Here is a 24,448-nt window from a genome sequence, read left to right as displayed (position 1 = left end):
CTCGGTCGTGTCTGGCCGTCTGGGGCGCGGTCGCCGGGGCGCTGGTGTCCGCGGTGTCGTCGGCGGACTCCGCCGTCACCCTGTTCCCGGTCCTGCATGCGGCGGCCCCGCTGTGATCCGCGGGGCCGGAGGCCGGGCGGCCTGGGACGTGCCGGGGGCCCGGGCCCCCGGCCGGTTCACTCCTGCGGGAAGTCGCCCGCGAGCGCCGAGGCGATGCGCAGGTGCCGCTCCGCCTCCTCGTGCCGGGCCTGCCGTTCGAGCGTGCGGCCCAGCATCAGCCGGGCGTAGTGCTCCACCGGGTCGCGCTCCACGATGGTGCGCAGCTCGGCTTCGGCGCGGCGCAGCTGGGCCGAGTGGTAGTAGGCGCGGGCCAGCAGCAGCCGCGGTCCGGTCTGCTCCGGCACCTCCTCGACCAGCCGGGCCAGCACCCGGGCCGCGCCCGCGTAGTCCTTCGCGTCGAAGAACAGCCGCGCGCGCTCCCAGCGCTCGGCGGGGGTGCCCCGGTCGTAGTACGTGGTCTCCACTTGCGTCTCCACTCGTGACCTCCTTCGGCGGCCACAACCGAAGGCAGTTGTTTAATATTCCACTAAGTCTGCGACCTCCGAGGAGAGGCTCTACTGCCGGCGGAGGGCCGCCAGCTCGGCGTCGGCCCGCTCGGTGACCAGGCTGAGTACGCGGCCGGCCGCCGCCCGGTCCTCCTCGGGGATGCCCGCGTACAGCCGCGCGGAGAACACCGCGGCTTCGGCGGAGGTCGTGGCGCACAGCTCCCGCCCCGCCGCCGTGATGCGCACGCTCGACGGCCCCTCGGGGGCGATCAGGCCTGCGGCCGCCAGGCCCTCGATCGCGCGCCGTGCGTCGCCCTCGTCGGCCTTCACCGCGCTGACGACGCCATACGCCAGGTCGGCCCGCTCGACCGGCCCGTTGGCGACGGCCGTCAGTCGCAGGGCGATGGACTGCAGGTAGTCGATGCCGTGCGGGGTGAGGACGTGCTCCAGGACGGCGCGCGAGGCGTAGTGGGCGAGGGCTATGGTGCGGCCGTCGGCGCGGGGTGCGGTGGTGGTCATGACTGCTCCGTCTGGTGGTCGGTGGTGCCGAACGGGTCAAGCGGTGCGTCGAGCAGGGCCGTCAGGTCCCGGGTGAACTCCTGGGCGCGCGGGCTGTCGGGGCCGCCGAGCGGGGCCAGCAGCTGGCGCAGCAGTCCCTGGACGACGTCGATCGCCTTCCGGGTGGTCTCGCGGCCCTGCTCGGTGAGCGCGAGCTGCACCGCGCGCGGGTCGGCCGGGTCCCGGGTGCGTTCGAGGAGGCCGGCCGACTCGAGGCTGCGGGCCAGCTTGGAGACGTACAGGGCCTCCAGCCCGGTGTGGTCGGCGAGGCGGCGCTGGCTGGGGCGCACCCCGGAGCGGTGCATGCCGTACAGCGAGGCCACCAGTGCGTACTGGGCGTGGGTCAGGCCGAGCGGGGCCACCGCACGGTCCACGGCGACCCGCCACTTCATGGACAGCCGCCACACCAGGAAACCGGGCGTGGCTCCTTCGGACACCTTGCTCATGCCCGATACAGTACATGGCTACTATGTACATGGCTACTAAATGGGCCGTGCCGCCGGCCTCCGCAGCGCAGGGCGTTCCGGGCGCCAGGTGGCGACCAGGGCCGCCGCGAGCAGGAGTTCGGCGATGTCGCCGCCGTAGTACATGATCTCCGCGCCGCCCCGGACCTCGGTGGCCGGAGCCTGCACGTGCACCCAGAAGCCGCCGTACATCAGTTGCGCGACGACCGCGTGCACGGCGATCGCGCATCCCAGGACGACCAGCCGGGCGCGCACCCCGGGACGGGCCGGGGCGGGGTCGGGCCCGGCGACGGAGTACGCGAACAGGCACCCGGACAGCAGGAAGTGCGCGTGCAGCAGCCAGTGTCCGGCCGGGTGGGCGAGGACGGTGTCGTAGAGCGGGGTGAAGTACAGGACCGGGAGGCTTCCGGTGGACAGCAGCAGGGCCAGGACCGGGTGCGAGAGCAGGCGGGACGGGCCGCTGTGCAGGACCGCGGTGACGCGGCGGGCGCGGGGTGCGGGCAGGGCGCGCAGCAGGAGGGTGACCGGGGCGCCGAGCACGAGCGCGAGCGGGGCGTACATGCCGAGGAGCAGGTGCTGGGTCATGTGTCCGCGGAAGTCGCGGTGAGCGAAGGGCGCGAGCGGCGGCAGCAGCGCCACCGCCAGCAGGGCGAGCCCCGCGCCGAAACCGGCGGTCCGCCAGCGGCTCCAGACCCGGTCACGGCGGCGCGCCCGGCGCACCAGCAGCAGGTAGCCGCCCGCGCACACCAGCAGGGCCAGAACCGGCAGCAGCACGCCGAGCACACCGCCGCTCTCCTGGTGAGGGGCGTGGTGGTGGCCCATCAGGCGGCGTCTCCGTCCCGTCCGGTACGCGGGGCCGCCGGGTCGAAGGGCCGTGCGCCGCGCCGCAGCAGCCCGCCGCCGGCCACCAGCAGCGCGCCGAGGACCAGGAAGGCGATGTCCCACCACACCTGGTACGGCCCGCCGTGGACGTGGTGGATGCCCAGGATCTGATGGTCCACCAGGCCCTCGACGAGGTTGAACAGCCCCCAGCCGGCCAGGATCCAGCCCCACAGCACCCGCGACGCCCACACCTGCCGCCGGCCGGTGGTCACCCGGCCGTACAGGACGGCGAGTCCGCCGAGGACGGCGAGCCAGCACACGGTGTGGAAGATGCCGTCCCACGCGGTGTTCATCTCCAGCCCGGAGACGGTGTGGGGGTCGTAGTACCGGACGCCGATGCGGTCGTGGTCGGTGCTGCTGAGCATGTGGTGCCACTGCAGGAGCTGGTGCAGCAGGATGCCGTCGAGGAATCCCCCGAGCCCCACTCCCAGCAGGATCCCGGGCAGTCGCAGACTGGCGGGCGCGGTGTCGGCACGGGGGTCACGCACGGTGGTGGCCATCGCTCCTCGTCTCGGTCGGTTCCTCGGTCGTTCGGGGGCAGCGGATGCCCCACCGAGAGCTACCAGCTACCCGGCTTCACCGCTGCGGCACGCTCGGCCATCTGTGCGAAGCGGGCGGAACGGCCGGAACTTCTCCGCCCGGATTCGGCCCTGCGGGCGCACGTGGACGCACTTCGTGCCAGGCGAAAGGCTGATAAGCCATAACTTGCTCGGTTTGGCCAGCGTTTCACCGGATGCGGGTGACTGCCCGCGACCGTATGTGGAAGGACAGGGAACCGATGAAACGGGTTACCCGAAACAGTGTGATCGCCGTCGCCGCCGCTTCCGGTGCGATGGCAGTGGCGGGGCCGGTCCACGCCGACTCCGCCGCGGACGGCTCCGCGGGCGGCTCGCCCGGGCTGATCTCCGGCAACGGCATCCAGCTGCCGGTGCACCTCCCGGTGAACGTGTGCGGGAACACCGTCAACATCGCCGGGCTGCTCAACCCGGCGATGGGCAACCGCTGCGCCAATGCGGGCGACCACACCGCCGCGAAGGACACCGGGAAGCAGAAGGGAGAGGCCGCGGCGCCGGGCGGGGCCACCGCCCACGGCAGCGAGCAGAACTCGCCCGGCGTGATCTCCGGCAACGGCATCCAACTGCCGGTGGATCTGCCCGTGAACGTCAGCGGCAACACCGTGAACGTGGTGGGCATCGGCAATCCCGTCTTCGGCAACACGTCCGTGAACGGCCCGGGCGACCGGTCCGAGCCCAGCGCACCGACGGCGTCAAAACCGCCCACGCGGGTCACCCCGCCGGTGCACTCCGAGCCTCCGCTGCCGCCCCGGCCGCACCACCCGCCGACGGTCCACTCGCTGCCGAAGCCGGTTCCGGTCGTCGTACGGCAGCCGTCCGGCACCCTCGCGCGCACCGGTACGGACGGCACCTGGACGGCGGCCCTCGCCGGCCTGGCCTCGCTGGTGGGGGGAACGGTCCTGTACCGGCGCTTCCGGTCCGGGGCGGCCGGCCGGGAGGGCTGATCCGCGCCCCGGTCAGATCCTGACCCGGGAGCACCGGGCCGGCCGGCAGCACGCCGGCCGGCCCGGGCACCGCGGCGGCCGCGGGCGGTGTCACCAGCCGGTGAACAGCAGATGGTTCAGCAGGAGCGCGAGCGCCGCCTGCGCGGCGAGCCAGCCACGCGGTCGTGGCAGGAACGCGCAGGCCGCGAGCAGCCACATCGCGAAGGGCAGCCAGATGCGCTCGGTCTCCGCCTTGCTCATCCCGGACAGGTCCGCGACCAGCAGGGCCAGCAGGGCCGCCGCCACGAGGAGGGCGAGACGGACCTCGGCCCGGGGTGCCGTACGACGGCGGGCGGACAGCGCGCCCGTCCGCCGCAGCCCCGCCGCCGTGGCCGGGCCGGTGATCAGCACCGTGCAGGCCAGGTTGGCCCACACCCAGTAGCCGTAGGGGCGGGTGCCGCCGACGCCCTGGTAGTAGCGGGTGACCAGCAGCCGGTACCCCTCCCACCAGTCGAACCCGGCCGGCGTGAACACCACCGGGACGACGGCCGCCCCGGCCAGGAACAGGACCGGCAGGACCGGTCGCTCGCGGACCCGGTGCCGGCCCGCCACCAGCACCGCCGCGCCGATCAGCGCGAAGAGCGTGAGGCCGTAGGAGAGGTAGCAGGTCAGGCCGTACAGCAGACCGCTGCCCGCCGCCCAGGCCAGGGACCGTCCGGTGACCGCGAGGGCCAGCAGGGCCACGGACCAGGCGGCGACCGCCGCGAAGTACCCGTCGGCCGACGCCCCCACCCACACCGCCGCCGGGGCCATGACCAGGAACGGCGCCGCCCGCCGGGCCAGGCGCTCGTCGGCCAGGGCCCGCACCGCCACCAGCACCGCCACGCAGGCGGACGCGCCGACCGTGACGCACCAGGCGCCGGCCCAGCCGCCGCCGCGCAGACCGGCCCGGTCCAGCAGGACGAAGGTGAGGGTGGCCGCCGGGGGATGCCCGGCGATGTGGGCGGGCCAGGGGGCGGGGGAGCCGCTGACGATGTGGTGGGTGAAGTCGCGCAGGGCGGCCGGGATGTCGTGGAAGCGGCCGACGACGGTGAGGTACTCGTTGCGAGTGGTGAGCCGGCCGGCCACGCCCCGCTGCCAGCCGTCGACCAGCGCCAGCGACCACGTCCAGGCCAGCGCCGTCCCCCAGGCCGCGAGGAGCAGCCCCCGCCACGGCAGCCGGGCGGCCACGGACGGCCCGCAGACCACCACGGAGACCGCCACCACGACGGCGGCCGGCGTGCCCGGGCCCAGGTGCGGGTCCCAGTCGGCGAACAGCGGCGGCCAGTGCACGAACAGGGTGCGCCGGGTGTCCTGGAGGTGCCGGCCGACGAGCACGGCGACGAGGACGAGCAGGGCGGCGGCGGTCGCGGCACCGAGGTCGGCGCGCAGGCCGGCGTACCGGTCACGGAGGGGAGCCTGGGTCACACCGGAACGCTAGGTGGGCGACCGGGCGGAGAACGGGACCGGCGGTCGGACGTCAGCGTTTCGTCATGGGTGGCGGACCCGTCACCGGTGTTTTTCCGGCCTACCGTCGGACCATGCGAGACCACCACCCGCGGCTCCCCTCCTCTCCCGGCTTCTGGCGCAGCCCGCTGCGCGGCCCCTGGTTCACCTCGGTGCTCGGTCTGGTGCTGCTCGTCGGCATCAGCGTGCTGTTCGTGACCGGGCTGGTGTCGTACGCGGCCTACAACCCCGGCCTGTCCCGGGTGAACGACCAGACACCGGACAAGGGGATCCTCGGCTTCTACCTCTTCGCCTGGCCCACCGGCCCGGTCTGGCTGTACCGGTTCACCCAGGGCGTCCACGTCACCCTCGGCATCACCCTGATCCCGGTGCTGCTGGCCAAGCTGTGGTCGGTGGTGCCGAGGCTGTTCGCCCTGCCCCCGGCCCGCTCGGTCGCGCACGCGCTGGAACGGATCTCCCTGCTGCTGCTCGTCGGCGGCGGGCTGTTCGAGTTCACGACCGGTGTGCTCAACGTCCAGCTGGACTACGTCTTCCCGGGCTCCTTCTATCCGCTGCACTTCTACGGCGCGTGGGTGTTCTTCGCCGCGTTCGTGGCGCACGCCGTGCTGAAGGCGCCGACGGCCCTGCGGGCGGTGCGGCGGCGACTGCGCGAGGAAGGCGACCTGGTCACCCCGCGCCCCGCCGCGCCCACCGTCTCCCGGCGCGGGGCCCTGGCGCTGGTCGGCGGCGGCTCGCTGCTGCTGTTCCTGACCACGGTGGGGCAGAGCCTGGGCGGCCCCTTCCGCCGTACGGCCCTGCTCGCGCCGCACGGCGCGGCCGACCCCGGCGGCGGCCCGAACGGGTTCCAGATCAACAAGACGGCCGCATACGCCGGGATCACCCCGGCCGACACCCACCGGGACGGGTGGCGGCTCGTCGTCACCGGGCGCACCGGAACCGTGCGCCTGAGCCGCGCCGAGCTGCTCCGGCTGCCGCTGCACAGCGCGTCGCTGCCCATCGCCTGCGTGGAGGGCTGGTCGACCGCCGACCAGTGGTGGCGCGGGGTGCGGCTGCGCGACCTCGCGGCGCTCGTCGGCCACGACGGCGACCCGCCGGACGTGTTCGTGGAGTCGCTCCAGCGGCACGGAGCCTTCCGCCGCGCGGCCCTGCGCGCCAACCAGGTGGCCGACCCGCGCTCGCTGCTCGCCCTGTACGTCAACGGCGAGGAACTGTCCCCCGACCACGGCTACCCGGCGCGGATCATCGTGCCCGCCGCGCCCGGTGTGCTCAACACCAAGTGGGTGGCCCGGCTGACCTTCGGAGACCTGTGATGCGCCCGCGCCCGACCCTCGGCAACCCGTTCCAGATCCTGCTGCTGGCCTGCTCGTTCGCGCTCGCGGGCTATGCCGGGGTGCGGCTGCTCGCGGGCGACTGGCGGGCCGTGGCGCTCTGGGTGGTGGGGGCGGCCCTGCTGCACGACCTCGTGCTGCTGCCGCTGTACACGGTGGCGGACCGGGCGGTCGTCCGCGGGCTCGGCGCCGCCGGGCGGCGGGAGTGGACGCGGTACGTCCGCGTCCCGGCCGCCCTGTCCGGGCTGCTCCTGCTCGTGTGGTTCCCGCTGATCAGCGGGATGGCGGACCGGCGCTACCGGTCCGCCACCGGCCTGTCCCCGGACGGCTTCCTCGCCCGCTGGCTGCTGATCAGCGCCGTGCTGTTCGGCGGCTCGGCGCTGCTGCTGGCGGTGCGGAGCCGCGAGCGGGGAAGGCTGCGCAGGGCGACGAAGCGGCGCCCGCCCGCCGTCCACTGACCCACCGTCCGCCAGCCCGCCCGGCCCGCGTACCGCAGCAGGGCCGGGGTGCCCAGCCGGGCCCACGGGAAGGCGCCGCCGCCCGTCCCCGCCCCGGTGCCGGCGACGACCTGCACCTCGGAGCGTTCGTCGACGTCCACCGCGGCCGTCTCGGCGATCAGCAGGCCGCTGGGACACAGCAGCCGGGCCACCCGGTCCAGCAGGGCGCGCGGATCGCCACCGATGCCGATGTTGCCGTCCATGAGCAGCACCGTGCCCCAGCGGCCCTCGCCGGGCAGCGGCTCGAACACCGAGCGCCGGAGGGCCTGGCCGCCGAACCGCACGGTGTGCTCGACGGCGGCCTCGCTGACATCGATCCCGAGGACGGTACGGCCCCGGACGGCGAGTTCCGCCACCAGCCGGCCGGGCCCGCAGCCGACGTCGAGCACGGCGCCCTCGCAGCGGTCCAGCAGCGCCTGGTCGACCGGGTCCGCCCGCGCGCACCACCGCTCGACCTCCAGCGGCAGCAGCCAGCCGTCGCTGCGGCGCAGGAACAGCGGGCCGCGCCCGGAGCGCAGCGCGGCCGCGTAGTGATCGGCGCCGGCCCAGGCGACGGCCGGCGGGGTGCTCATCGGGCGGCCCCGGGGCCGGTGTGCGCGGTGCACCGGGCGAGCCGGGCGGCGAACCGGCCGTGCGGCGCGAGCGCGGCGACCGCCGCCGCGTCGGCGGCGGTGTCCACGTCCCGCAGCCGGGGCAGGTCGCGTACCCGCAGCCCGGCGGCCACCAGCCGCCGCCGCTGCACCGCACCCGTCCACCGCGTCGACATGGGCACGCCCCGCAGCAGCTCCGGAGCGGGCTCGGCCAGCCCCAGCGCCCAGAACCCGCCGTCCGCCGCCGGCCCGAAGCACGCGTCGTACCCGGCGAAGTCCACGGTGAGCAGCTCGGGGGTGACCTGCGGGGTGTCCATGCCGATGAGCAGGGCGGGACCTTCGCACCGGGCGAACGCGTCGGCCAGCCGGGCGTCCAGGCCGCCCGCGCACTGCGGTACGACGTCGAAACCGGGCGGCAGCCAGGGCCCGGGAGCCCCGTCCAGCACCAGCACGCGCCGGGCGGCCGGGGCGGCCGCCACGGCGTGCAGGGTGTCGGCGAGCGCCGCCTCGGCGAGCGCCGCCGCCTCCGCGGGGCTGAACGGCGGGCTGAGCCGCGTCTTGACCCGCCCCGGCAGCGGTTCCTTGGCGATGACGAGCAGCGTGGTCACCGTACGGCCCTCCGGTCGGCCGGGGGTTCGGCGAGGACGCGGCTCATGTCCCGCACCGCCTGCCAGGTGCCGCGCCAGGTGCCCGTCACCTTGGAGGTGCCGGCGCGCGGCAGGTACGGCACGTCGTGCTCGGTGATCCGCCACCCGGCGTCGGCCGCCCGCACCACCATCTGGAGCGGATAGCCGCTGCGCCGGTCGCTCAGACCGAGCGCGAGCAGCGGCTCCCGGCGGGCCGCCCGCAGCGGGCCCAGGTCGTGCAGCCGCAGTCCGGTACGGCGGCGCAGCAGCCGCGCGAGCGCGAGGTTGCCGGCCCGGGCGTGCGCGGGCCAGGCGCCCCGGCCCCGTGCCCGCCGCCGGCCGAGGACCAGGTCGGCCCGGCCGTCGAGGACGTCCCGCACGAAGGGCACGAGATGCCCGGGGTCGAGGGAGGCGTCGCAGTCGCAGAAGCAGACGACGTCGGCGGTGGCGGCGGTGAGCCCGGCGTGGCAGGCGGCACCGAAACCGCGCCGCGGCTCGTGGACGACGGTCGCGCCGAGGGCGCGGGCGATGTCCGCCGAGCCGTCGCTGGAGCCGTTGTCCACGACGAGGGCGCGCCAGCCGGCCGGGATCCGGGCGAGCACCCAGGGCAGGGCCGCCGCCTCGTCCAGGCACGGCAGCACCACGTCCACGCTCGCCGCTGAAGAGGGTGATGAGGTGGTCACGCCGTTCACCCTACGAACGGGAAGCGGACATAACGGACCGGTGCTCCTTACGAAACGCGGACGTCGGGGCCGGGGGCGGGCCGCGGGTGCGACACCCGCGACGGCCCGGTGCGAGGCTGGGACCATGCAGCAGCCGCACCTGCCCGGCACGGGCAGCGCCACCGGCGGGCCCGCCCCCGCCGCCCCCGCACCGGCCCCGCCGGCCGCCCCCGGTGCCGCCCGGGTCCTGGTCGTGGACGACGACGCCACCGTGGCCGAGGTCGTCGCCGGCTACCTCGGCCGCGCCGGGTACCTCGTGGACCGGGCCGACGACGGCCCCACCGCCCTCACCCGTGCCGCCGCGCACTGGCCGGACCTGGTGGTCCTCGACCTGATGCTGCCCGGCATGGACGGCCTGGAGGTGTGCCGCCGGCTGCGCGCACGGGCCGCCGTACCCGTCGTCATGCTCACCGCCCGCGGCGACGAGGACGACCGCATCCTGGGGCTCGAGGTCGGTGCCGACGACTACGTGACCAAGCCGTTCAGCCCCCGGGAACTGGTCCTGCGGGTGCAGTCGGTGCTCCGCCGCGCCCGCCCCGCCCTGGCCGCGGGACCGCTGGCCGCCGCCGGCCTCACCGTCGACCCCACCGCCCGCCGTGCCACCAAGAACGGCACCGAACTCGCTCTCACCCTGCGCGAGTTCGACCTGCTCGCCTTCTTCCTGCGGCACCCGGGGCGGGCGTACAGCAGGGAGGACCTGATGCGCGAGGTGTGGGGCTGGGACTTCGGCGACCTCTCCACCGTGACGGTCCACATCCGCCGGCTGCGCGGCAAGATCGAGGACGACCCGGCGCGGCCGCGCCTGATCCAGACCGTGTGGGGCGTCGGCTACCGCTTCGACCCGAGCGGCCTGGGCGAGGAGGGCTGACATGCGCGACACCCTGCTCATCGCCCTGTACGCCTTCGCCGGGGCCGCCGTCACGGGCCTCGCGGGGGCCGCCGCGCTCCGGCTGCTGCGGCGCCGCTCGCTCACCGTGTCCCTCGCCGTCGTCGCCGCGGTCGGCGTCGGGGGCGTGCTCGCCGGCACCCTCGCGGTCGCCTGGGCGATGTTCCTGTCCCCGCACGACCTGACCGTGGTGACGACGGTCGTCGCGATGGCGGCCGTGGTCTCCCTGGCGACCGCCCTCCTGCTGGGCCGCTGGGTCGTCGCCCGCAGCCACGAACTCGCCCTGGCGGCACGCTCGTTCGGCGAGGCCGGTGACTTCGCTGCCCCCGTGGCCCCGGCCACCGCCGAACTGGCCGAACTGAGCCGCGAGTTGGCGGCCACCAGCGCGCGACTCGCCGCATCCCGGGAGCGGGAACGCCTGCTGGAGACCTCACGCCGGGAACTGGTCGCCTGGATCTCCCACGACCTGCGCACCCCGCTCGCCGGGCTGCGCGCCATGTCGGAGGCCCTGGAGGACGGCGTCGCCGACGACCCCGCCCGCTATCTGAAACAGATCCGCACCGAGGTCGAGCGCCTCAACGGGATGGTCGGCGACCTCTTCGAACTCTCCCGCATCCACGCCGGCACCCTCCCGCTGACCCCGTCCCGGATCTCCCTGTACGACCTCGTCGGCGACGCCCTTGCCGGAGCCGACCCGCTCGCCCGCGCCCACGGCGTCCGGCTGGTCGGCGACCGGGTGGAGCCGGTCCCGGTGGAGGTCGACGCCAAGGAGATGAGCCGCGTCCTGGGGAACCTGCTGGTCAACGCCATCCGCCGGACGCCCGCCGACGGCACGGTCGCCGTCGCTGCCGAGCGCTCGCCCGACGGCGTGGTCGTCTCCGTGACGGACGGCTGCGGCGGCATCCCCGAGGAGGACCTGCCCCGCGTCTTCGACACCGGCTGGCGCGGCACCCACGCCCGCACCCCGCCGGCCGGCGCGGGCCTGGGCCTGGCCATCGTGCGCGGCATCGTCGAGGCCCACCAGGGCCGGACCACCGTGCACAACATCCCCGGCGGCTGCCGCTTCGAGGTCACCCTGCCCGCGGCACGCTAGCCAGGGCGTTTCTCCGTACCACTGCTTGGTCAGAGGTCGTTGACGATGCTAGGGAAACGGCCTAGCCCTGGGCCGGAAACACGAAGAAGCCCTTCTGCGTGCTGATGTAGCCGTACCCCGACTGCTGTGAGAAGAGCGGGATGTTCTCCTCGGGCAGGTTCTTGGCCAGCACCTTCTTGGTACGGCCGTCGACTGCGAGGAAAACGCTCGGGCCGAAGTCGTCCTTGGTGGTGCCGTAGAGGACGCCGTTCGGGGAGAAGCGCAGCGGCTCCATCGCCTTCTCGCCCTCCTTCTGCGCCCAGACCTCCTTGCCGTCGGCGGGCTGCCACACGGCAGTGCCCTGTTCCGTGTGAGCAGCGGCCAGCGTGTGGTCGGGGGCCAAGACGGAGGAGCCCTCGGTGTTGATGGTGTCGGTGGGGCTGTCCTCGTACGAGTACTTCGAGGAGCCGCCGACCTGCTTGCCGCTCGCGATGTCGTACGTCGCCGTCACCCAGGTGTCGGGAGACAGGGCGCCCGCACCCCAAGCGGTGAGGACACGGCCGTCGCGCACGTCGAGGACCCGGAGCGCACCGCTGGTGCGCTCACCGTCCTCGTCCAGTTCGACGCCCGCCGGCGGGGTGACGTCCGCGGTGCTCCAGGCCTTCTCGCCGGTGGCCAGGTCGGTCATGACGAGCTGTTCGCGCTCGTCCTCGTAGGTGGACGCGTTCTCCACGTGGAAGGCGTACTTGCCCGTGATCAGGGGCGCGTGGGCCTGCCCGCCGTCGATCTCGTTGTTGCGCGGGTCGAAGGAGCACCGCGCCAGCTGTCCGGTGCAGGTGACCTTGCGGGCGGCACCGCCGCCGATGGGCGTGAGCTTGAGGCTGCCGTCTCCGTCCTGCTCGATGACGTGCCCGTCGTGGACGTCGAACTTGTCGCCCTCGGTCGTGGCCTTGCCCAGTTCGGTGCCGTCACTGCCGTAGACGGTGACCGTGGTGGTGGTCTTCTCCTCGCTCAGACCGTCCGACTCGGTCGTGGCACGGGCGAACACCGCGACGGCCGGGACGCCGTCGTGCCAGGTCGTGGCGGCCACGCGATCGGTCGTCACCTCGAGGGTCTTGCGCACCTGCCCGGTCTTCACATTCCGGAACTCCAAGGTGGCCGGTTCCGGGTCGTTGGTGAAGTGGAGGGTGCCGATGGATCCGTCGACCGGCTCCCATGCGTAACCGCGGCCGATGGCGTACTTGCCCTGGGCGTCCTTGACGAACAGGAGGGTGTCACCGAGGTCGATGGCGTGGGCGGGCGGCAGGCTCCAGACGGGCCGGGCGGCGAGGCCGGGTATCGCGGGTCCGCTGTACGCGGGGCCCTTGGGCGTCGCGCCGTCCGGGCCGGCCGAGTTGCCGTCCTTCGGCCCGGGCGCGGAGCCGGAGCCGCCGGAGGAACCGCAGCCCGAGACCAGCCCGAGCGCAAGGACGAGTCCGACGGCTGTCACTGTGTATTTGTTCATGTCCCCGTGAGTCTTCTGCGATGATCTTGAGATGGTGAGTGCAGCATAGGCGCCCTGCCGAACTCGGCGAGCAGGCCACGGGGTTCTGCACGTGCTCGCCACACCTCCAGGCAGTGAGAAGCCGGGAGGAGTTCCGTATCACGCTTGCGTCGTTGCTCCTTCACGCCCACCGCCGTACCCGGCCGGGGCCCAGCCTGCCGCCGTGTCCTGCGTGCAGTCGCTCGGGGCCCAGGTCGAGCATGCGCCGGAGACTCACTGGGGAACAACACCGAGCCGCCACCGCACCGACCATCGCCGGCCGTGAGCATCCGAGCGGACGCCGCCCCGGGCCGACCAGCAGGCCGTGTGTGTGGCGGGCCAGGGTGTGGCTCAGTACGCGGAGTTGACGTTGTCGATGGAGCCGTAGCGGTGCGCGGCATAGTTGGCGGCCGCGGTGATGTTCGCGACCGGGTCGGTGAGGCTGTTGGCGGTTCCGGCGACGTGGTAGGCGTTGAACGTGGGTTCGATCACCTGCAGCAGGCCCTTGGACGGGGTGCCCTTCTGCGCGTTGACGTCCCAGTTGTTCTGGGCGTTGGGGTTGCCGCCGGACTCACGCATGATGTTGCGGTGCAGGCCCTCGTAACTGCCGGGGATGCCCTTCTCCTTCATGATGGCCAGGGACTTCTTGATCCAGCCATCGAGGTTGTTCGCGCCGCCGGCGGCGGAGTCGGTGCGGCTGTCTCGCGAAGGAGCGGCGACGCCGTGGACGCCCTGGGGTGCCTCGGCGGCATGCGCGGAGGCCGGCATCAGGGTGAGGGCAGCGGCCGCGGCGCCGGTCGTGGCGATGCCGGTCAGAGCGAGGGAGCGGAGGCGGGCAAGGCGGCGGGTGGCGGTGATCGCGGTCATGAGAAAGGGACTCTCCTGTGGGACGTCTTTCGAGGCGCCGGCCGGTAGGCACCGGTCGCGGCCTGCAGGGCGTCGGCGTGAGGCCCTGTGCTGCAAGGGCGCAGCGGGCGCGTCCGGCGATCAACGCCCGGTCGGCTCTGCGGCTTGCGGCAACGAGAAACATGTTTAGGGGCCCGCCGAGGCCAAGGCAAGAATGTGACGTACTACCCAGCTTCGGAGAAATCAGATAAAACAGGCATTTCGCGACTTTCGTGCCTGCTTACCGGAGCGCGCCGCTACGGTCCTCCTTAGGACGTGACATGGCCCCTATGGGACGCGTCACCCTTCAACCGGACAAACCGCCCCCGATCCGGCCCCTCTGCCCGCCCCCGGGCGAGCCGGCAGGGGCTCACTCGCAGGCCGCGAACTCCCTCATGCCCTCCGCGAAGCCGACCTCCGGCTTCCAGCCCAGGTCGGTTCGCAGTCGCGAGGAGTCGGCCGTGATGTGCCGGACGTCGCCCAGGCGGTACTCACCGGTGATCACCGGCGCGGGGCCGCCGTGGGCGTCGGCCAGTGCGCGGGCCATCTCCCCGACGGTGTGCGGCTCGCCGCTGCCGGTGTTGTACGCGGTGAGCACGCCCCGGGCGGAACCGGCCTCCAGCGCCACGACGTTGGCGGCGGCCACGTCCCGCACGTGCACGAAGTCCCGGCGCTGCCGCCCGTCCTCGAACACGCGGGGCGCCTCACCCCGGGCGAGCGCGGACCGGAAGAAGGAGGCGACACCGGCGTACGGGGTGTCGCGGGGCATCCGGGGCCCGTACACGTTGTGGTAGCGCAGCGACACGGCGGACCCGCCCGTCGACCGGGCCCAGGCGGCGGCCAGATGCTCCTGCGCGATCTTGGTCGTGGCGTACACATTGCGCGGATCGGCCGGCGCGTCCTCGCCGACCAGTCCCGGAGCCAGCTCCGCACCGCACACCGGGCACCTCGGCTCGAACCGCCCCGCGTCCAGGTCGGCGACCGCCCGCGGCCCCGGCCGTACGACCCCGTCGCGCCGGCAGGCGTACCGCCCCTCGCCGTACACCACCATCGACCCGGCCAGCACGAGGTGCCGTACCCCCGCCTCCGCCATGGCGGCGAGCAGGACGGCGGTGCCCAGGTCGTTGCGGGAGACGTACTCCACCGCGTCCCCGAACCCCGCCCCGAGGCCGACCATCGCGGCCTGATGACAGACGGCGTCCACGCCGGCCACGGCTCGGGCGACCGCCGCGGGATCGCGCACGTCCGCGCCCGGATCCGCCCGCACGTCGAAGACGGCCGCCTCGTGCCCGCGCGCCGCCAGCGCCTCCACGACGTGGGACCCGATGAACCCGGCACCGCCGGTGACCAGTACACGCATACGCCCACGCTAGGCCCGCCCCGACACCGCACCACCCCGCCGCGCCCGCACGTCACGACTCCGTAAGCGTTGTGGTGGGACTGCGCGGGGGCTGGACCTCGCAGGTGCGGCGCCCGGAGGTCGACGGCGAGCGGTACTCCCTCGCACTGCGGTCGTTCGTCAAGCCGTTGCGGCACCCTCAGCGAGGTGCCGGCGGACCACCTGTACTGGCGGATGCTCGACGCGCCGGCCTTCGCACCGGACGCGGAGAAGGCCGTTGACAACCCGGCGGCCCGGTCCCGGCGTCACCGGGCGACCGTGCCGCCGGGTCGCGTGCCTCACCAGGTGACCGGCAGGCCGAGCGGGAAGCGGCGGATGGTGCCGGTGTCCCAGCGGATGGCGTCGGGGGAGACGTCGAGGCGCAGGTCGGGGAAGCGGGCCAGCAGGCCGGTGACCGCGCTGTCCAGCTCCGCGCGGGCGAGCGGCGCGGCCAGGCAGTGGTGCCCGCCCCAGCCGAACGTCATGTGCGGGTGCACCGGCCGTTCGAGGTCGAGTTCGTGCGGGTCTGGGAAGACGGCCGGGTCGCGGTTGGCCGCCAGGTAGGACACGTGCACGTAGTCGCCGGCGCTGATGGCGGTGCCCTCGATCTCCGCGTCCTCCAGCGCGATCCGCGGGATGCCCACGCCCTTGCGGAAGGGGATGAACCGCAGCAGCTCCTCCAGCGCCCCCGGGAACCGCCCGGGCTCGCGCGCGAGCGCGGCGCGCTCCTCGGGCCGGGTCAGCAGCAGATAGGCGATGTTGCTGATCTGGCAGGTCGCGGTGTCGTTGCCGCTCAGGATCAGCGTCACGGCCAGGACCGCCAGCTCGTCGTCGCTCAGCGGCTCCTCGCCCTCCGGCACCTCGGCCGTGGCCATCGCGCTCAGCAGGTCCTCGCCCGGCGCGCTCCGCCGGGCCGGGATCAGTTCGGCGAAGTACTTGCGCAGGCGGGCCTTGGCGTCGGCCGCGTCCTGCCGGGCCTCCGGAGAGGTGGCCAGCAGCCGCATGGTCCAGTCCCGCAACTGATCGCGGTCGGCCTCGGGAACGGCCAGCAGCTCGCAGATCGTCAGGTGGGGCAGCGGCACCGACAGATGCGTCACCAGATCGGCGGGCGGCCCCGCCTCGGCCATCGCCGTGAGCAGCCGGGCCACCACCTTGTCCACGGCCGGCCGCATCGCCGCCACCCGCTCCCGGGTGAACGCCTGGGCCGTCACGTGCCGCAAACGGGTGACGTGCGGCGGGTCCGTCACGTTGATCGATTCCGGCGACACGATGGGCTCGGGCGTCATCCTCGGATAGTCGCGCCCGACGATCGCCGCCCGGCTGAACCGGGGATCGCACGTCACCTGGCGCACTCCGGCGAAGCTGGTCACCAGCCACGCCTCCGCCTCGCCGTAGGGCAGCCGGATCCGGCTGACCGGGCCGCGCTGCGCCAGCGAGGCCAGCGAGGGGTCGAACTCCAGCGCGTCGGCGAAGTCGAAGGGGCAGTGCGGCACTGCCGGGTCCTGGAACGACATACAGCCTCCCGGACAACGATGTCAGGCGCCCCTGGCAGAGGTCGCCTCGTCCACTATGCGGTAGTCCGGCCGACCTCGCAGCACAGAGGCTCCGGGCAACGCACCGTACTGAGGCTCCACGGCATGACGAGCGGCAGACGGGCCCTGACAGCCCTGCATCTCTTCCTGGTCTGGGCGACGACGGCGGCCGCGATGCCGGTGCTCGGCTTCGCGTCGGTCGCAGCGGCCTGGGGCGGTGGCAGGGGGGCGGTGCCGGTCCTCGCGGTGGGTGTGCCGGTGACGGTGGGCCTGCTGATCGCGGCGGGCATACCGGCGAGGACCGTGGTGCCGTTGTGCGGCTCCGCGCCGCGGCGGCTCGGCTGGGCGGTCCTGGTGCTCGTCCTCGGCACGCTCGGCGTCGTGGCGGGTCTGGCCGCCTACAGCGGCGACGTCGACCTGGGGAGCGCCGGTACCCGAGTCGCGCTGACGGGGGCGCCGTACGCGGTGGCCGCGGCGTTCTTCGTGCCGAACCGGTGGGTACGGCTGGGGGCGACGCGGCGGAGGTCGCGCGGTACCGGGCGCATCCGGAACTGCTGTATGCGATCACCACGCCCCCGGGAATGCGGGCGGCCCGTGCCGACGTCGCCCCCTTCTCCTTCGGCATCGAGTACCACTCCCTCCGGCAGGACGGGTACGTGGCCGTCACCGTGCGCTCGCCGCTCACACCGCAACCCGATGCCCCGAACCGGTGGAGAAGGACGCGACCTGCAGGGTGGACGGGCACGGCGAGCGAACGGTCGAGCTGGAGGAGCTGATGCGGGAAGGGGTGCTCGACCGGTGAGCGGGCGGCTGACGCACGCCGACCACGCCACCGCGGTCACCGGAGCCCTCGCCGGCCCCGGCCCCTGGCACGGCTCCACCGGGTACCTCCACGCCGCCCGCATCATCCAGCGCCGCAACGTCGCCCTGGGACGCCGCGTGGGCCGAGACGGCACACCGCTGGACCACATCGCCCTGACCCCCCGCGCCGATCCGGTCAGGTCGCGCATCAGATCGCCGCGAGCATCGTGACCATCGCCAGGCCAATCGCGGTGCGGCAGGCGCGGGTCACGAAGAGGCCGGTGTGCGGGACCGGAGCGGGGAAGCCGGCCGGAGGGGGTGTGACCAACGTGGCCCCGGCGTACAGGACGTAGCCGGCGAAGTAGGCGAGGAGGGCGCCGGTGAGCAGCGGCACGCCGGTGACGCCCGCCTGAGCGCCGTGTGCCGTACCCGCGCCGTGTCCTCCCGCCGGCATCGCGAGCGCCATGTGGACCATCGCGAGCGCGCCGACGGCATGGTGCACGCGCTGGTGCCACGCACCCGCGGCGACCAGTGCGCCCAGGCCTGCCGCGGCGAAGACCGCCCCGAACAGGGCACCGCTCCAGCCGGGCAGGACGGGCATGAGCGACGGCACCGCCATCACGGCCATGCCCCAGCCCATCACGGCATCCCCCGTCATCCCGGCCCGCTCCGCCCCGGACCCGGTGCGCGCCCGGAGCAGACAGTAGCCGCCGACCGCCGCGCACAGGGCCGCCAGCAGCCAGCCGGGGAACCCGGACAGCGCCGCATGATGCATGGCGATCAGCCCACCAGGTCCTCGATGAGCGAGGCCCGCGCCCGCGCCACCCGGGACCGCACCGTTCCCACCGGGCAGCCGCTGACCCGCGCGGCCTCGGCATAGCGCAGCCCCAGCACCTGGGTGAGGACGAACGCCTCGCGCCGCTCCTCGGGCAGCGTGTCGAGCAACTGCCCCAGGGCGATGCCGTCGTCGAATCCGGGCAGGCCGCGCGGCTGGGCGCGTTCGGCCATCGACTCCCAGTCCGGCACCGCGTACAGACGGGGCCGGCTCGCCGCGTAGCGGCTGCTGTCGACGACGGCGCGCCGGGCGATCGTCAGCAGCCAGGTCCGCGCGGAGGAGCGGCCCTGGAAGCGGCCGAGCGCACCGAGGGCCCGCAGGAAGGTCTCCTGCGTGAGATCGTCGGCGGCCTGCGGGTCTCGGCTGAGGTGGGCGACGAAGCGCCAGACGTCGCGGTGCAGTGACCGGACGAAGCGTTCCGCGGCGTCCGTGTCGCCGTCGCGGGCCGCGAGCGCCAGTCGGGTCGCGTGCGTGTCGCGGGTCAACCGGTCGGTGTTCGTCACGGAGTTCCTCTCGGTCGGTGCTCGTGGCCGCGCGGGCGCCGACGGCGGCGGTCGCCGCCGTACAGGCGGCGGGCGAGCGCGCGCTCCTCGGCTCTGAGCGGGGCCCCGGAGCCCCGCCGCTCCGGGTGGCCCGGCGCGGGATCACCCGTGCGCAGCAGCAGCGCGGTGTACTCGGGATGGCCCGGGGCGACCCAGAAGCTGCCGTACGCGGTGAGCGCCCGCCACGCCCCGTCCAGCAGGACGAGAACCCGGCAGCGCCAGAGCAGGGCACCGCTCATCGGCGTACGGCGCGCACGCGCTGCGGGCGGCCGGTCACCTCCGCTCCTCCAGGGCGTCTCCCGTGGCGCGGGCGGCGATGCCGGACCGGTTCAGGTACGGAGTGACGCCCCCCAGGTGGAAGGGCCACTCGCCGCTTGCCAGCAGCAGCAGGTCGGCATCCGCGGGGCCGGCCAGCACACCCCCGGCCAGGAGCGCGTCGATGTCACGGGCGAGGGCCGCCAGCGCCTCGTCCAGCGCGAACGGGGCGGTGACCGGGGGAGGCGGCGCCGAGCGGTCCACGCGGCCGGCCTCGCGCAGCAGCCGCCACGACACGCTGGGCGGCGTCGGCAGGGCGAGGGGTGAGCACACCGTGTCGAGATCCTCCTCCCGGGCGTGGTCGAGCAGCGCGCCGAGGAAGGTGCCGCGCAGCCGGTCCGCCACGGATCCGGGGTGGTCACCGACGGGCAGGACGGTCAGGCCGAGCCGCACGGCGAGGGCGCCCGCCGTGGCGTAGGCGGTGTCGGTGGCCGCGGCGCGGCACAGTTCCGCCGCACCGGGCCCGGCCGCGGCCGGCAGCCGCAGGCCCACCACCCGGCCGGGGTGTTTCAGGCCGGCCGCCAGGCCGGCGACCGTGCCGTCGCCGGCGGCGAGCAGGACGCAGCCGTCGGGCAGAGCGCCTTCCGCCTGCCGCAGCACGGCGTCGTCGGCACCGGGCGCGGCGACGACGGCATCGGTGGCGGCGAGGACGTCCGCCGTGGTGCCGCCGGTGATGTGCGCGGCGCACCGCCGGGCATCCGCCGCGGCGATACGGCCCGACGCCGCGGCCTCGTCGAGCAGCCGGCGCAGCTCCGCGGTCGCCGAGTCGCACACGGCCGCGTCGGGGGCGTACACCACGACCGGGATGCGCAGCTTCTCCAGCAGCAGGGCGGCGAGCCGCAGGCCCTGGCTCCCCTCGCCGACCAGTCCCACGCTGCGCACCGGCCGGGCCAGGCGCGGGTCCGGGCGCCCCGGGTGCGCCTCGGCGTGTTTCTGGGTGAGGTGGAGGGCGTACAGGGCGGCCTGGAACTCCGGGGTGACGAACAGGTCGGCGGCCGCCTGTTCGGCGGCGGTGAGCACCTCCTCGCGCGAGGCCGTCCTGGCGAGCGCGAGCAGCTCCAGGGCGCGGCGGGGCGCGGGTACGACGCCGTACGTGCGGCTCTCGACCAGGTCGGAGGCGCGGGCGAGCGCGTCGTCCCACTGCCCGGCGAAGTCCTCCGGCGCGGGCCGCGTCACGGTGTGCCGCCCGTGCAGCACACCGGCGGCCCACTCCAGGCAGCGGTCGAGGAACCGGGAGGGCTCCAGCAGGACGTCCGCCAGGCCGAGGGCGTGGGCCTCCGCGGCGGAGAGCATACGGCGGGCGGACAGCGGATGCTCCAGCATCAGCGTCACCGCCTTGTCGGGGCCGAGCAGCCGCGGTGCCAGCCAGGCACCGCCCCAGGCCGGTACCAGGCCGAGTGAGCACTCGGGCAGCGCGACGACGGGGGCACCGCGCGAGAGCGTGCGGTAGGTGCAGTGCAGGGCGAGTTCGAGACCGCCGCCGATGGTGACGCCGTTGAGGAACGCGAAGCTCGGCACGGGCAGGTCGCCGAGGCGGCGGAATACCTGGTGGCCGCGGCGCAGGGTGCGCACCGCCTCCGCACGGTCGGTGACGCCGGCGGCGAGCGCGAGATCCGCGCCCGTGCTGAACGTGAACGCGGTCCCGGTCACCGCCACCGCGGCGATCTCGCCCTTGCGGGCCCGGCCGGCCGCCTCGTCGAGCACGGCGTCCAGCCGCTCCAGGCCCTCCGGGCCGAAGGTGGCGGGCCGCATGGCGGGGCCGAGGGGCGGCAGTCCGTTGTCGAGAGTGATCAGGAGGAGCGTGCCCGCGCCGTCCGGCAGCGGGACGTCGCGCGGCCGGGGGGTGGTGACGGTCTCACGGACCTCGGGTCGCTGGATGGTCACGGGGTCTCCTGCGCGGCCGGGGGCTGGGAGGACACCATCGGGTCGGCGAGGAACGCGCGGATGGCGTCGAGGAGTTCGGCGGGGCGTTCGAGCGGCGGGGTGTGGCCGGTGGCGGGCAGCACCACGAGCCGGGCCGTGGGCATGCGCGCGGTGTACGCGCGTACGACGGGCAGCCGGATCGGCACGTCGTCGGCGCCGTGCACCACCAGCACGGGGATGTTCAGTTCGGGCAGCCGGTCGGTGATGTCACCGCGCCGGTAGACGGAGTGGCAGGCGTGTTCGATGCGCTCGCCGGTGAGCGTGCCGAAGTGTTCCGTCCACGCCTGGGCGGTGGCGCTGGTGAGGAAGTCGCGGTGGAAGTTGAGGCGGGCCACCATGGCCGCGAGGTCGGGGCTCATCCCGTCCGCGAGCACCGCTTCGACCATCGCCTCGAAGGGCCGCTTGGTGTTCTCCGGCTCCGCGTCGGGCCGGGTGTCCACCAGGACCAGGGCGGAGACGAGCCCGGGATGCCTGAGGGCCATGCGCCAGCACTTCATCCCGCCCATGGAGTGACCCACCCAGACGGCGGGACGCTCTCCCACGGCACCGCGGTAGGCGTCCGCGAGCCGGTCGACCTCCTCCTCCAGGGTGTACGCCGACGTGCGCCACGGTGCCAGGCCGTGGCCGGGCGCGTCGACGGCGATCGTGGTACGGGTCGCGGAAAGCTCCGTCGCGACGGGCTCCCACACCCTGCTGTCGCTCAGCAGCCCGTGCAGCAGGACGACCGGGTCGCCGCTGCCGCGCCGGTGCCATCCGAAGACCCATCCGCCCGACTCGACCGTGGAACTGTCGACGCCGGACCTGGTGTCAGCCGCACCCCCCGCCATGGTCGAGGTCACCTCCTGCGCGTGCGTCGGTCTCCGGCTCGGGAAGCCGCTCGGCGGGCGCGACGGCACGGCCGCCGAGGCCGAAGAGGAAGGCGTCGAGACGGTCCAGGCCCCAGTACTTGTCGTAGCCGTCGATGAAGTACGGAACGCCGAACACCCCGTCGTCGACCGCCCGCCGCAGGGCCCGCGCGCCCTCTTCGCGCAGTCCGGCGTCGTCGGCGGCGCCCGCGAGGCCGGCGGGATCCAGGCCCATGTCCTTGCCGATGGCGGCCATGGTGTCCCGGTCGCAGATGTCCCGGCCCTCCAGCCAGCGGGCGGCGTAGACGCGGTCGGCGAACTCGGCCCCGCGGCCCAGGCGTTCGGCGGCGAGGTAGGCGAGGTGCGGGACCTCCCACACCGGTGTGCGGTCCACCGGCCAGGTCACCCTGAGACCGCGGGCGGCGGCGAGCCTGCGCACGTCGGCGAGGATGTAGAAGTGCTTGGCGCGTGACATCGCCGTGTAGACGAAGGTGTGCCCGGTCTCGGCGAGGAGTCGCTCGCTCCACGCGTCGGGCTCCCAGTACGGCACCCACTCCAGGGCCTGTGCGACCTCGGGGTGACGCAGCGTCAGTTCGCGGTGGGCGAGCCAGGAGTAGGGGCTGCGCAGGGAGAAGTAGAAGAGCTGCCTCGGGATCATCGCACCGGCCCTCCTCACAGTGAGATGCCGCCGTCGACGGCGAACACCTGACCGGTGATGTAGGCGGCCCGCTCCGACACCAGGAAGGCCACCAGGTCGGCCACCTCCTCGGGGCCTCCGAACCGGCCGAGGGCGATGCGCTCGCGCATGCTCGCGGCGGTGGAGTCGGGCAGTCGGGCGGTCATGTCGGTGGAGATGAAGCCGGGAGCCACCGAGTTGGCGCGGACCCCGTGGCGCCCGAGCTCCTTGGCGAGGGACTTGGTGAAGCCGATGATCCCGGCCTTGGTGGCCGCGTAGTTGGTCTGCCCCGCGTTGCCGTACAGGCCGCTGACGGACGACAGCGTGACGATGCTGCCCGCCCGGCGCTTCATCAGCCCGAACGCGACGGCGCGGCACAGGTGGTAGGTGCCGTTGAGATTGGTGCCCACGACCTCGTGCCAGTCGTCGTCGCTCGTCATCAGCAGGCTCTTGTCGCGGGTGATGCCCGAGCAGGCGACGACGGCGGTGACCGGGCCGAGCTCCCGCTCGGCGGCGGCGACGAAGGCGCGGACCGCCTCGGCGTCGGTGACGTCCGCCCGGACGGGCAGGACGCGGGCGCCTGTCTTCCGGGCCGCCTCCGCGGTCTCCGTCGCGGCGTCCCCGCGATCGCGGTAGCAGAACGCCACGTCGTGGCCTGTCTCGGCGAGCCGTTCCACGACGGCGCGGCCTATGCCCCGTGAGCCCCCGCTGACCAGGGCGACGGGACGGTCGGGTGCGGGCATGGCGTGATCTCCTCGAAGGGGTCCGGGGGTGAACGGGGCGGTGGGTGCCGGTGCGACGGGCCTTCAGTGACCGCCGTCGTCCGGGGCGAACGGTGGGGCCACGGAGGCCAGGGGACGCAGCGCGACGATGAAGTGGCCGACCTCGGCCACGAGTTCGCCGTCGCAGGTGGTCCGCCCCGCCAGGATCGTGGTGTCGCCGATCGCCCGGACCACCCGCACCCGGTGTTCCAGCAGGTCGCCGGGGAGTACGGGGCGGTGGAAGGCGACCTGGTCGACGGCGCCGGCGAGTTCCACCTTTCCGGTCGTCACATCGGGGTTGGGCGTGTTCCAGACGGCGAGCAGGACCGCCGCCTGTGCCCAGGACTCCACGAGCAGCGGGCGCGGGTAGTGGAAGCGGGCCGGGCCGCCGTGGGCGGGCGCCCGGCGGTAACAGGGCTCGCCCACGGTGACCGCCTTCAGCGCGGTCAGGGTGCGCCCCGGGTCGACCTCCGTGACCCGGTCGACCAGCAGGACCGGGTAACGGTGCGGGATGATCCGGGTGATGGCGTCGGCGTCGGCGGCCCAGCTGCTCATCGCGCCGCCTCCGTCGTCACCGCGCGGTGCACGAGCCGCAGTTCGGCGACGCGCCCGCGGCCGGTGCTGACCACCACCTCGCTGCGCAGTTCGGCACCGTCGTCACCGGCGTACTCCACCCGCAGCGTCAGCTCGTCGCCGGGGAACACCGGGTCCCGGAAGCGGCAGCGCTCCACGGCGGCCAGCTCCACGTGGCGGCCGGTGTGCCGCTGGTCGAACAGGATGCTGCGGTCCGCGTACTCGATCAGACACACGCCGGGCAGCACCGCGAAGCCCGGGTAGTGCCCCGCGAACACCTCGTGCGCGGGGTCCACGGTGGCCTGCGCGGTCACCGTGGACCCGTCCCGGGTCACCGAGCGGGGATCCATGCCGAGCAGGGACACGGGGGGCCCGCTCATGAGGAGGCCCGCAGCTTGGCGTCGAGCAGCGCGTAGGTGTCGTCGAGGGTGGCGAGCCGGGTCAGCTCCTCCTCTTCCAGCTTGACGGGGAACTCCGCCTCCAGCCGTACGGTGATCTCCAGGGCCATCAGCGAGTCCACCCCGAGGTCGTCGACGAAGCGGGCTCGGTCGGAGATCTCCGAGACCTCCACGTCCAGGATCTCCGCGAGCAGACGGCGCAGCCGCTCCTTGTCCAGGGGGGTGGGGCTCGCGTGCTGCGGGGCGGTACGGGTCTCTTCGGCCATGACGTTCCTTTCACTGCCGGTC

At 74.2% G+C, this 24,448-nt stretch carries 28 protein-coding genes; 5 read left to right on the top strand and 23 right to left on the bottom strand.

Annotated elements, in window-relative coordinates; translation table 11 throughout:
* Positions 1-176: 176 nt before the first annotated feature.
* From ACIP4Y_RS33610 to ACIP4Y_RS33590, 5 genes are all read right to left on the bottom strand, one after another.
* Entirely contained in the window at positions 177-524 is a 348-nt protein-coding gene (locus tag ACIP4Y_RS33610) for a tetratricopeptide repeat protein (protein WP_361472665.1), read from the bottom strand.
* Between the two features lie 90 nt (positions 525-614).
* Positions 615-1,064, bottom strand: coding sequence for a MarR family transcriptional regulator (locus tag ACIP4Y_RS33605; RefSeq protein ID WP_401399657.1), 450 nt, complete (start codon positions 1,062-1,064; stop codon positions 615-617).
* Entirely contained in the window at positions 1,061-1,549 is a 489-nt protein-coding gene (locus ACIP4Y_RS33600; protein ID WP_401399655.1) for a MarR family winged helix-turn-helix transcriptional regulator, read from the bottom strand. The genes ACIP4Y_RS33605 and ACIP4Y_RS33600 overlap by 4 nt, the downstream gene beginning before the upstream one ends.
* 36 nt (positions 1,550-1,585) lie before the next feature.
* Entirely contained in the window at positions 1,586-2,389 is an 804-nt protein-coding gene (locus ACIP4Y_RS33595; RefSeq protein WP_401399653.1) for a cytochrome c oxidase assembly protein, read from the bottom strand.
* The gene (locus ACIP4Y_RS33590; RefSeq protein WP_358648322.1) at positions 2,389-2,949 is read right to left on the bottom strand and encodes a DUF2243 domain-containing protein; all 561 of its coding nucleotides are present in this window, start codon (positions 2,947-2,949) and stop codon (positions 2,389-2,391) included. The genes ACIP4Y_RS33595 and ACIP4Y_RS33590 overlap by 1 nt, the downstream gene beginning before the upstream one ends.
* 278 nt (positions 2,950-3,227) lie before the next feature.
* Between ACIP4Y_RS33590 and ACIP4Y_RS33585 the strand changes: the two genes are divergently transcribed.
* Entirely contained in the window at positions 3,228-3,968 is a 741-nt protein-coding gene (locus ACIP4Y_RS33585; protein ID WP_401399651.1) for a chaplin, read from the top strand.
* Positions 3,969-4,058: 90 nt separating this feature from the next.
* Here the strand turns inward: ACIP4Y_RS33585 and ACIP4Y_RS33580 are convergent, their stop codons facing one another.
* Entirely contained in the window at positions 4,059-5,414 is a 1,356-nt protein-coding gene (locus ACIP4Y_RS33580; RefSeq protein ID WP_401399649.1) for a hypothetical protein, read from the bottom strand.
* A gap of 113 nt (positions 5,415-5,527) precedes the next feature.
* Between ACIP4Y_RS33580 and ACIP4Y_RS33575 the strand changes: the two genes are divergently transcribed.
* Positions 5,528-6,763 carry a molybdopterin-dependent oxidoreductase gene (locus tag ACIP4Y_RS33575; protein ID WP_401399647.1) on the top strand — a complete coding sequence of 412 codons (1,236 nt, stop codon included), beginning with the start codon at positions 5,528-5,530 and terminating at the stop codon, positions 6,761-6,763.
* Between the two features lie 313 nt (positions 6,764-7,076).
* Here the strand turns inward: ACIP4Y_RS33575 and ACIP4Y_RS33570 are convergent, their stop codons facing one another.
* Genes ACIP4Y_RS33570 through ACIP4Y_RS33560 form a run of 3 tightly spaced genes read right to left on the bottom strand, consistent with a single transcriptional unit; the run spans position 7,077 to position 9,186 of the window.
* A complete protein-coding gene (locus ACIP4Y_RS33570; RefSeq protein ID WP_401399645.1) occupies positions 7,077-7,850 on the bottom strand; it encodes a class I SAM-dependent methyltransferase in 774 nt (257 codons plus the stop codon).
* Positions 7,847-8,476: a DUF2064 domain-containing protein gene (locus ACIP4Y_RS33565; RefSeq protein WP_401399643.1), complete on the bottom strand. Its 630-nt coding sequence runs from the start codon at positions 8,474-8,476 to the stop codon at positions 7,847-7,849. Before ACIP4Y_RS33565 ends, ACIP4Y_RS33570 begins: the two co-directional genes overlap by 4 nt.
* The gene (locus tag ACIP4Y_RS33560) at positions 8,473-9,186 is read right to left on the bottom strand and encodes a glycosyltransferase family 2 protein (RefSeq protein ID WP_358647931.1); all 714 of its coding nucleotides are present in this window, start codon (positions 9,184-9,186) and stop codon (positions 8,473-8,475) included. Before ACIP4Y_RS33560 ends, ACIP4Y_RS33565 begins: the two co-directional genes overlap by 4 nt.
* Positions 9,187-9,301: 115 nt before the next feature.
* On the opposite strand from ACIP4Y_RS33560, the gene ACIP4Y_RS33555 reads away from it, so the two are divergent.
* Together ACIP4Y_RS33555 and ACIP4Y_RS33550 are read left to right on the top strand one after the other, a co-directional pair.
* Positions 9,302-10,084 carry a response regulator transcription factor gene (locus ACIP4Y_RS33555; protein ID WP_401399641.1) on the top strand — a complete coding sequence of 261 codons (783 nt, stop codon included), beginning with the start codon at positions 9,302-9,304 and terminating at the stop codon, positions 10,082-10,084.
* Position 10,085: 1 nt separating this feature from the next.
* A complete protein-coding gene (locus ACIP4Y_RS33550; RefSeq protein ID WP_401399639.1) occupies positions 10,086-11,195 on the top strand; it encodes a sensor histidine kinase in 1,110 nt (369 codons plus the stop codon).
* A 61-nt stretch (positions 11,196-11,256) separates the two neighbouring features.
* Here the strand turns inward: ACIP4Y_RS33550 and ACIP4Y_RS33545 are convergent, their stop codons facing one another.
* From ACIP4Y_RS33545 to ACIP4Y_RS33530, 4 genes are all read right to left on the bottom strand, one after another.
* Positions 11,257-12,678, bottom strand: coding sequence for a hypothetical protein (locus tag ACIP4Y_RS33545; protein WP_401399637.1), 1,422 nt, complete (start codon positions 12,676-12,678; stop codon positions 11,257-11,259).
* A 369-nt stretch (positions 12,679-13,047) separates the two neighbouring features.
* Entirely contained in the window at positions 13,048-13,563 is a 516-nt protein-coding gene (locus tag ACIP4Y_RS33540) for a transglycosylase SLT domain-containing protein (protein ID WP_401399636.1), read from the bottom strand.
* 388 nt (positions 13,564-13,951) lie between these two features.
* The gene (locus ACIP4Y_RS33535; protein WP_401399635.1) at positions 13,952-14,941 is read right to left on the bottom strand and encodes an NAD-dependent epimerase/dehydratase family protein; all 990 of its coding nucleotides are present in this window, start codon (positions 14,939-14,941) and stop codon (positions 13,952-13,954) included.
* A gap of 317 nt (positions 14,942-15,258) precedes the next feature.
* On the bottom strand, positions 15,259-16,473 hold the full coding sequence (locus ACIP4Y_RS33530; protein ID WP_401399634.1) for a cytochrome P450: 1,215 nt from the start codon (positions 16,471-16,473) through the stop codon (positions 15,259-15,261).
* An 816-nt stretch (positions 16,474-17,289) separates the two neighbouring features.
* On the opposite strand from ACIP4Y_RS33530, the gene ACIP4Y_RS33525 reads away from it, so the two are divergent.
* Positions 17,290-17,523, top strand: a complete 234-nt coding sequence (locus tag ACIP4Y_RS33525) for a hypothetical protein (protein WP_401399633.1) — start codon at positions 17,290-17,292, stop codon at positions 17,521-17,523.
* On the opposite strand, the gene ACIP4Y_RS33520 is transcribed toward ACIP4Y_RS33525, so the two are convergent.
* From ACIP4Y_RS33520 to ACIP4Y_RS33475, 10 genes are all read right to left on the bottom strand, one after another.
* A complete protein-coding gene (locus ACIP4Y_RS33520; RefSeq protein WP_401399631.1) occupies positions 17,501-18,067 on the bottom strand; it encodes a DUF5134 domain-containing protein in 567 nt (188 codons plus the stop codon). The two genes, ACIP4Y_RS33525 and ACIP4Y_RS33520, sit on opposite strands and share 23 nt — an antisense overlap.
* A 5-nt stretch (positions 18,068-18,072) precedes the next feature.
* Complete coding sequence (locus ACIP4Y_RS33515; protein ID WP_358647912.1) at positions 18,073-18,630, bottom strand: sigma-70 family RNA polymerase sigma factor; 558 nt, start codon at positions 18,628-18,630, stop codon at positions 18,073-18,075.
* Positions 18,627-18,908, bottom strand: coding sequence for a DUF6059 family protein (locus tag ACIP4Y_RS33510; RefSeq protein ID WP_401399629.1), 282 nt, complete (start codon positions 18,906-18,908; stop codon positions 18,627-18,629). Before ACIP4Y_RS33510 ends, ACIP4Y_RS33515 begins: the two co-directional genes overlap by 4 nt.
* Before the next feature lie 34 nt (positions 18,909-18,942).
* Positions 18,943-20,868 carry an enoyl-CoA hydratase-related protein gene (locus tag ACIP4Y_RS33505; RefSeq protein WP_401399627.1) on the bottom strand — a complete coding sequence of 642 codons (1,926 nt, stop codon included), beginning with the start codon at positions 20,866-20,868 and terminating at the stop codon, positions 18,943-18,945.
* Positions 20,865-21,734: an alpha/beta fold hydrolase gene (locus tag ACIP4Y_RS33500; protein WP_401399625.1), complete on the bottom strand. Its 870-nt coding sequence runs from the start codon at positions 21,732-21,734 to the stop codon at positions 20,865-20,867. The genes ACIP4Y_RS33505 and ACIP4Y_RS33500 overlap by 4 nt, the downstream gene beginning before the upstream one ends.
* The gene (locus ACIP4Y_RS33495; RefSeq protein WP_401399623.1) at positions 21,715-22,410 is read right to left on the bottom strand and encodes a 2-hydroxychromene-2-carboxylate isomerase; all 696 of its coding nucleotides are present in this window, start codon (positions 22,408-22,410) and stop codon (positions 21,715-21,717) included. Before ACIP4Y_RS33495 ends, ACIP4Y_RS33500 begins: the two co-directional genes overlap by 20 nt.
* Before the next feature lie 14 nt (positions 22,411-22,424).
* On the bottom strand, positions 22,425-23,171 hold the full coding sequence (fabG, locus tag ACIP4Y_RS33490; RefSeq protein ID WP_401399621.1) for a 3-oxoacyl-ACP reductase FabG: 747 nt from the start codon (positions 23,169-23,171) through the stop codon (positions 22,425-22,427).
* Between the two features lie 63 nt (positions 23,172-23,234).
* Positions 23,235-23,744, bottom strand: a complete 510-nt coding sequence (locus ACIP4Y_RS33485; RefSeq protein ID WP_401399619.1) for a 3-hydroxyacyl-ACP dehydratase FabZ family protein — start codon at positions 23,742-23,744, stop codon at positions 23,235-23,237.
* A complete protein-coding gene (locus tag ACIP4Y_RS33480) occupies positions 23,741-24,142 on the bottom strand; it encodes a 3-hydroxyacyl-ACP dehydratase FabZ family protein (protein WP_401399617.1) in 402 nt (133 codons plus the stop codon). The genes ACIP4Y_RS33485 and ACIP4Y_RS33480 overlap by 4 nt, the downstream gene beginning before the upstream one ends.
* On the bottom strand, positions 24,139-24,426 hold the full coding sequence (locus ACIP4Y_RS33475; RefSeq protein WP_401399615.1) for an acyl carrier protein: 288 nt from the start codon (positions 24,424-24,426) through the stop codon (positions 24,139-24,141). The genes ACIP4Y_RS33480 and ACIP4Y_RS33475 overlap by 4 nt, the downstream gene beginning before the upstream one ends.
* Positions 24,427-24,448: the final 22 nt, after the last annotated feature.

It is taken from the genome of Streptomyces sp. NPDC088810 (assembly GCF_044750305.1).
Lineage (GTDB): Bacteria > Actinomycetota > Actinomycetes > Streptomycetales > Streptomycetaceae > Streptomyces.
The sequence above is the reverse complement of the archived record's forward strand: the minus strand, read 5'-3'. Positions and strand labels throughout refer to the sequence as shown.

Bases quoted from the DNA above. Each gene is read 5' to 3' on its own strand.
- ACIP4Y_RS33605 (WP_401399657.1), bottom strand. From the start codon at position 1,064: ATGACCACCACCGCACCCCGCGCCGACGGCCGCACCATAGCCCTCGCC.
- ACIP4Y_RS33600 (WP_401399655.1), bottom strand. From the start codon at position 1,549: ATGAGCAAGGTGTCCGAAGGAGCCACGCCCGGTTTCCTGGTGTGGCGG.
- ACIP4Y_RS33595 (WP_401399653.1), bottom strand. From the start codon at position 2,389: ATGGGCCACCACCACGCCCCTCACCAGGAGAGCGGCGGTGTGCTCGGC.
- ACIP4Y_RS33590 (WP_358648322.1), bottom strand. From the start codon at position 2,949: ATGGCCACCACCGTGCGTGACCCCCGTGCCGACACCGCGCCCGCCAGT.
- ACIP4Y_RS33585 (WP_401399651.1), top strand. From the start codon at position 3,228: ATGAAACGGGTTACCCGAAACAGTGTGATCGCCGTCGCCGCCGCTTCC.
- ACIP4Y_RS33575 (WP_401399647.1), top strand. From the start codon at position 5,528: ATGCGAGACCACCACCCGCGGCTCCCCTCCTCTCCCGGCTTCTGGCGC.
- ACIP4Y_RS33570 (WP_401399645.1), bottom strand. From the start codon at position 7,850: ATGAGCACCCCGCCGGCCGTCGCCTGGGCCGGCGCCGATCACTACGCG.
- ACIP4Y_RS33555 (WP_401399641.1), top strand. From the start codon at position 9,302: ATGCAGCAGCCGCACCTGCCCGGCACGGGCAGCGCCACCGGCGGGCCC.
- ACIP4Y_RS33550 (WP_401399639.1), top strand. From the start codon at position 10,086: ATGCGCGACACCCTGCTCATCGCCCTGTACGCCTTCGCCGGGGCCGCC.
- ACIP4Y_RS33545 (WP_401399637.1), bottom strand. From the start codon at position 12,678: ATGAACAAATACACAGTGACAGCCGTCGGACTCGTCCTTGCGCTCGGG.
- ACIP4Y_RS33540 (WP_401399636.1), bottom strand. From the start codon at position 13,563: ATGACCGCGATCACCGCCACCCGCCGCCTTGCCCGCCTCCGCTCCCTC.
- ACIP4Y_RS33535 (WP_401399635.1), bottom strand. From the start codon at position 14,941: ATGCGTGTACTGGTCACCGGCGGTGCCGGGTTCATCGGGTCCCACGTC.
- ACIP4Y_RS33530 (WP_401399634.1), bottom strand. From the start codon at position 16,473: ATGTCGTTCCAGGACCCGGCAGTGCCGCACTGCCCCTTCGACTTCGCC.
- ACIP4Y_RS33520 (WP_401399631.1), bottom strand. From the start codon at position 18,067: ATGCATCATGCGGCGCTGTCCGGGTTCCCCGGCTGGCTGCTGGCGGCC.
- ACIP4Y_RS33510 (WP_401399629.1), bottom strand. From the start codon at position 18,908: ATGAGCGGTGCCCTGCTCTGGCGCTGCCGGGTTCTCGTCCTGCTGGAC.
- ACIP4Y_RS33500 (WP_401399625.1), bottom strand. From the start codon at position 21,734: ATGGCGGGGGGTGCGGCTGACACCAGGTCCGGCGTCGACAGTTCCACG.
- ACIP4Y_RS33495 (WP_401399623.1), bottom strand. From the start codon at position 22,410: ATGATCCCGAGGCAGCTCTTCTACTTCTCCCTGCGCAGCCCCTACTCC.
- fabG (WP_401399621.1), bottom strand. From the start codon at position 23,171: ATGCCCGCACCCGACCGTCCCGTCGCCCTGGTCAGCGGGGGCTCACGG.
- ACIP4Y_RS33485 (WP_401399619.1), bottom strand. From the start codon at position 23,744: ATGAGCAGCTGGGCCGCCGACGCCGACGCCATCACCCGGATCATCCCG.
- ACIP4Y_RS33480 (WP_401399617.1), bottom strand. From the start codon at position 24,142: ATGAGCGGGCCCCCCGTGTCCCTGCTCGGCATGGATCCCCGCTCGGTG.
- ACIP4Y_RS33475 (WP_401399615.1), bottom strand. From the start codon at position 24,426: ATGGCCGAAGAGACCCGTACCGCCCCGCAGCACGCGAGCCCCACCCCC.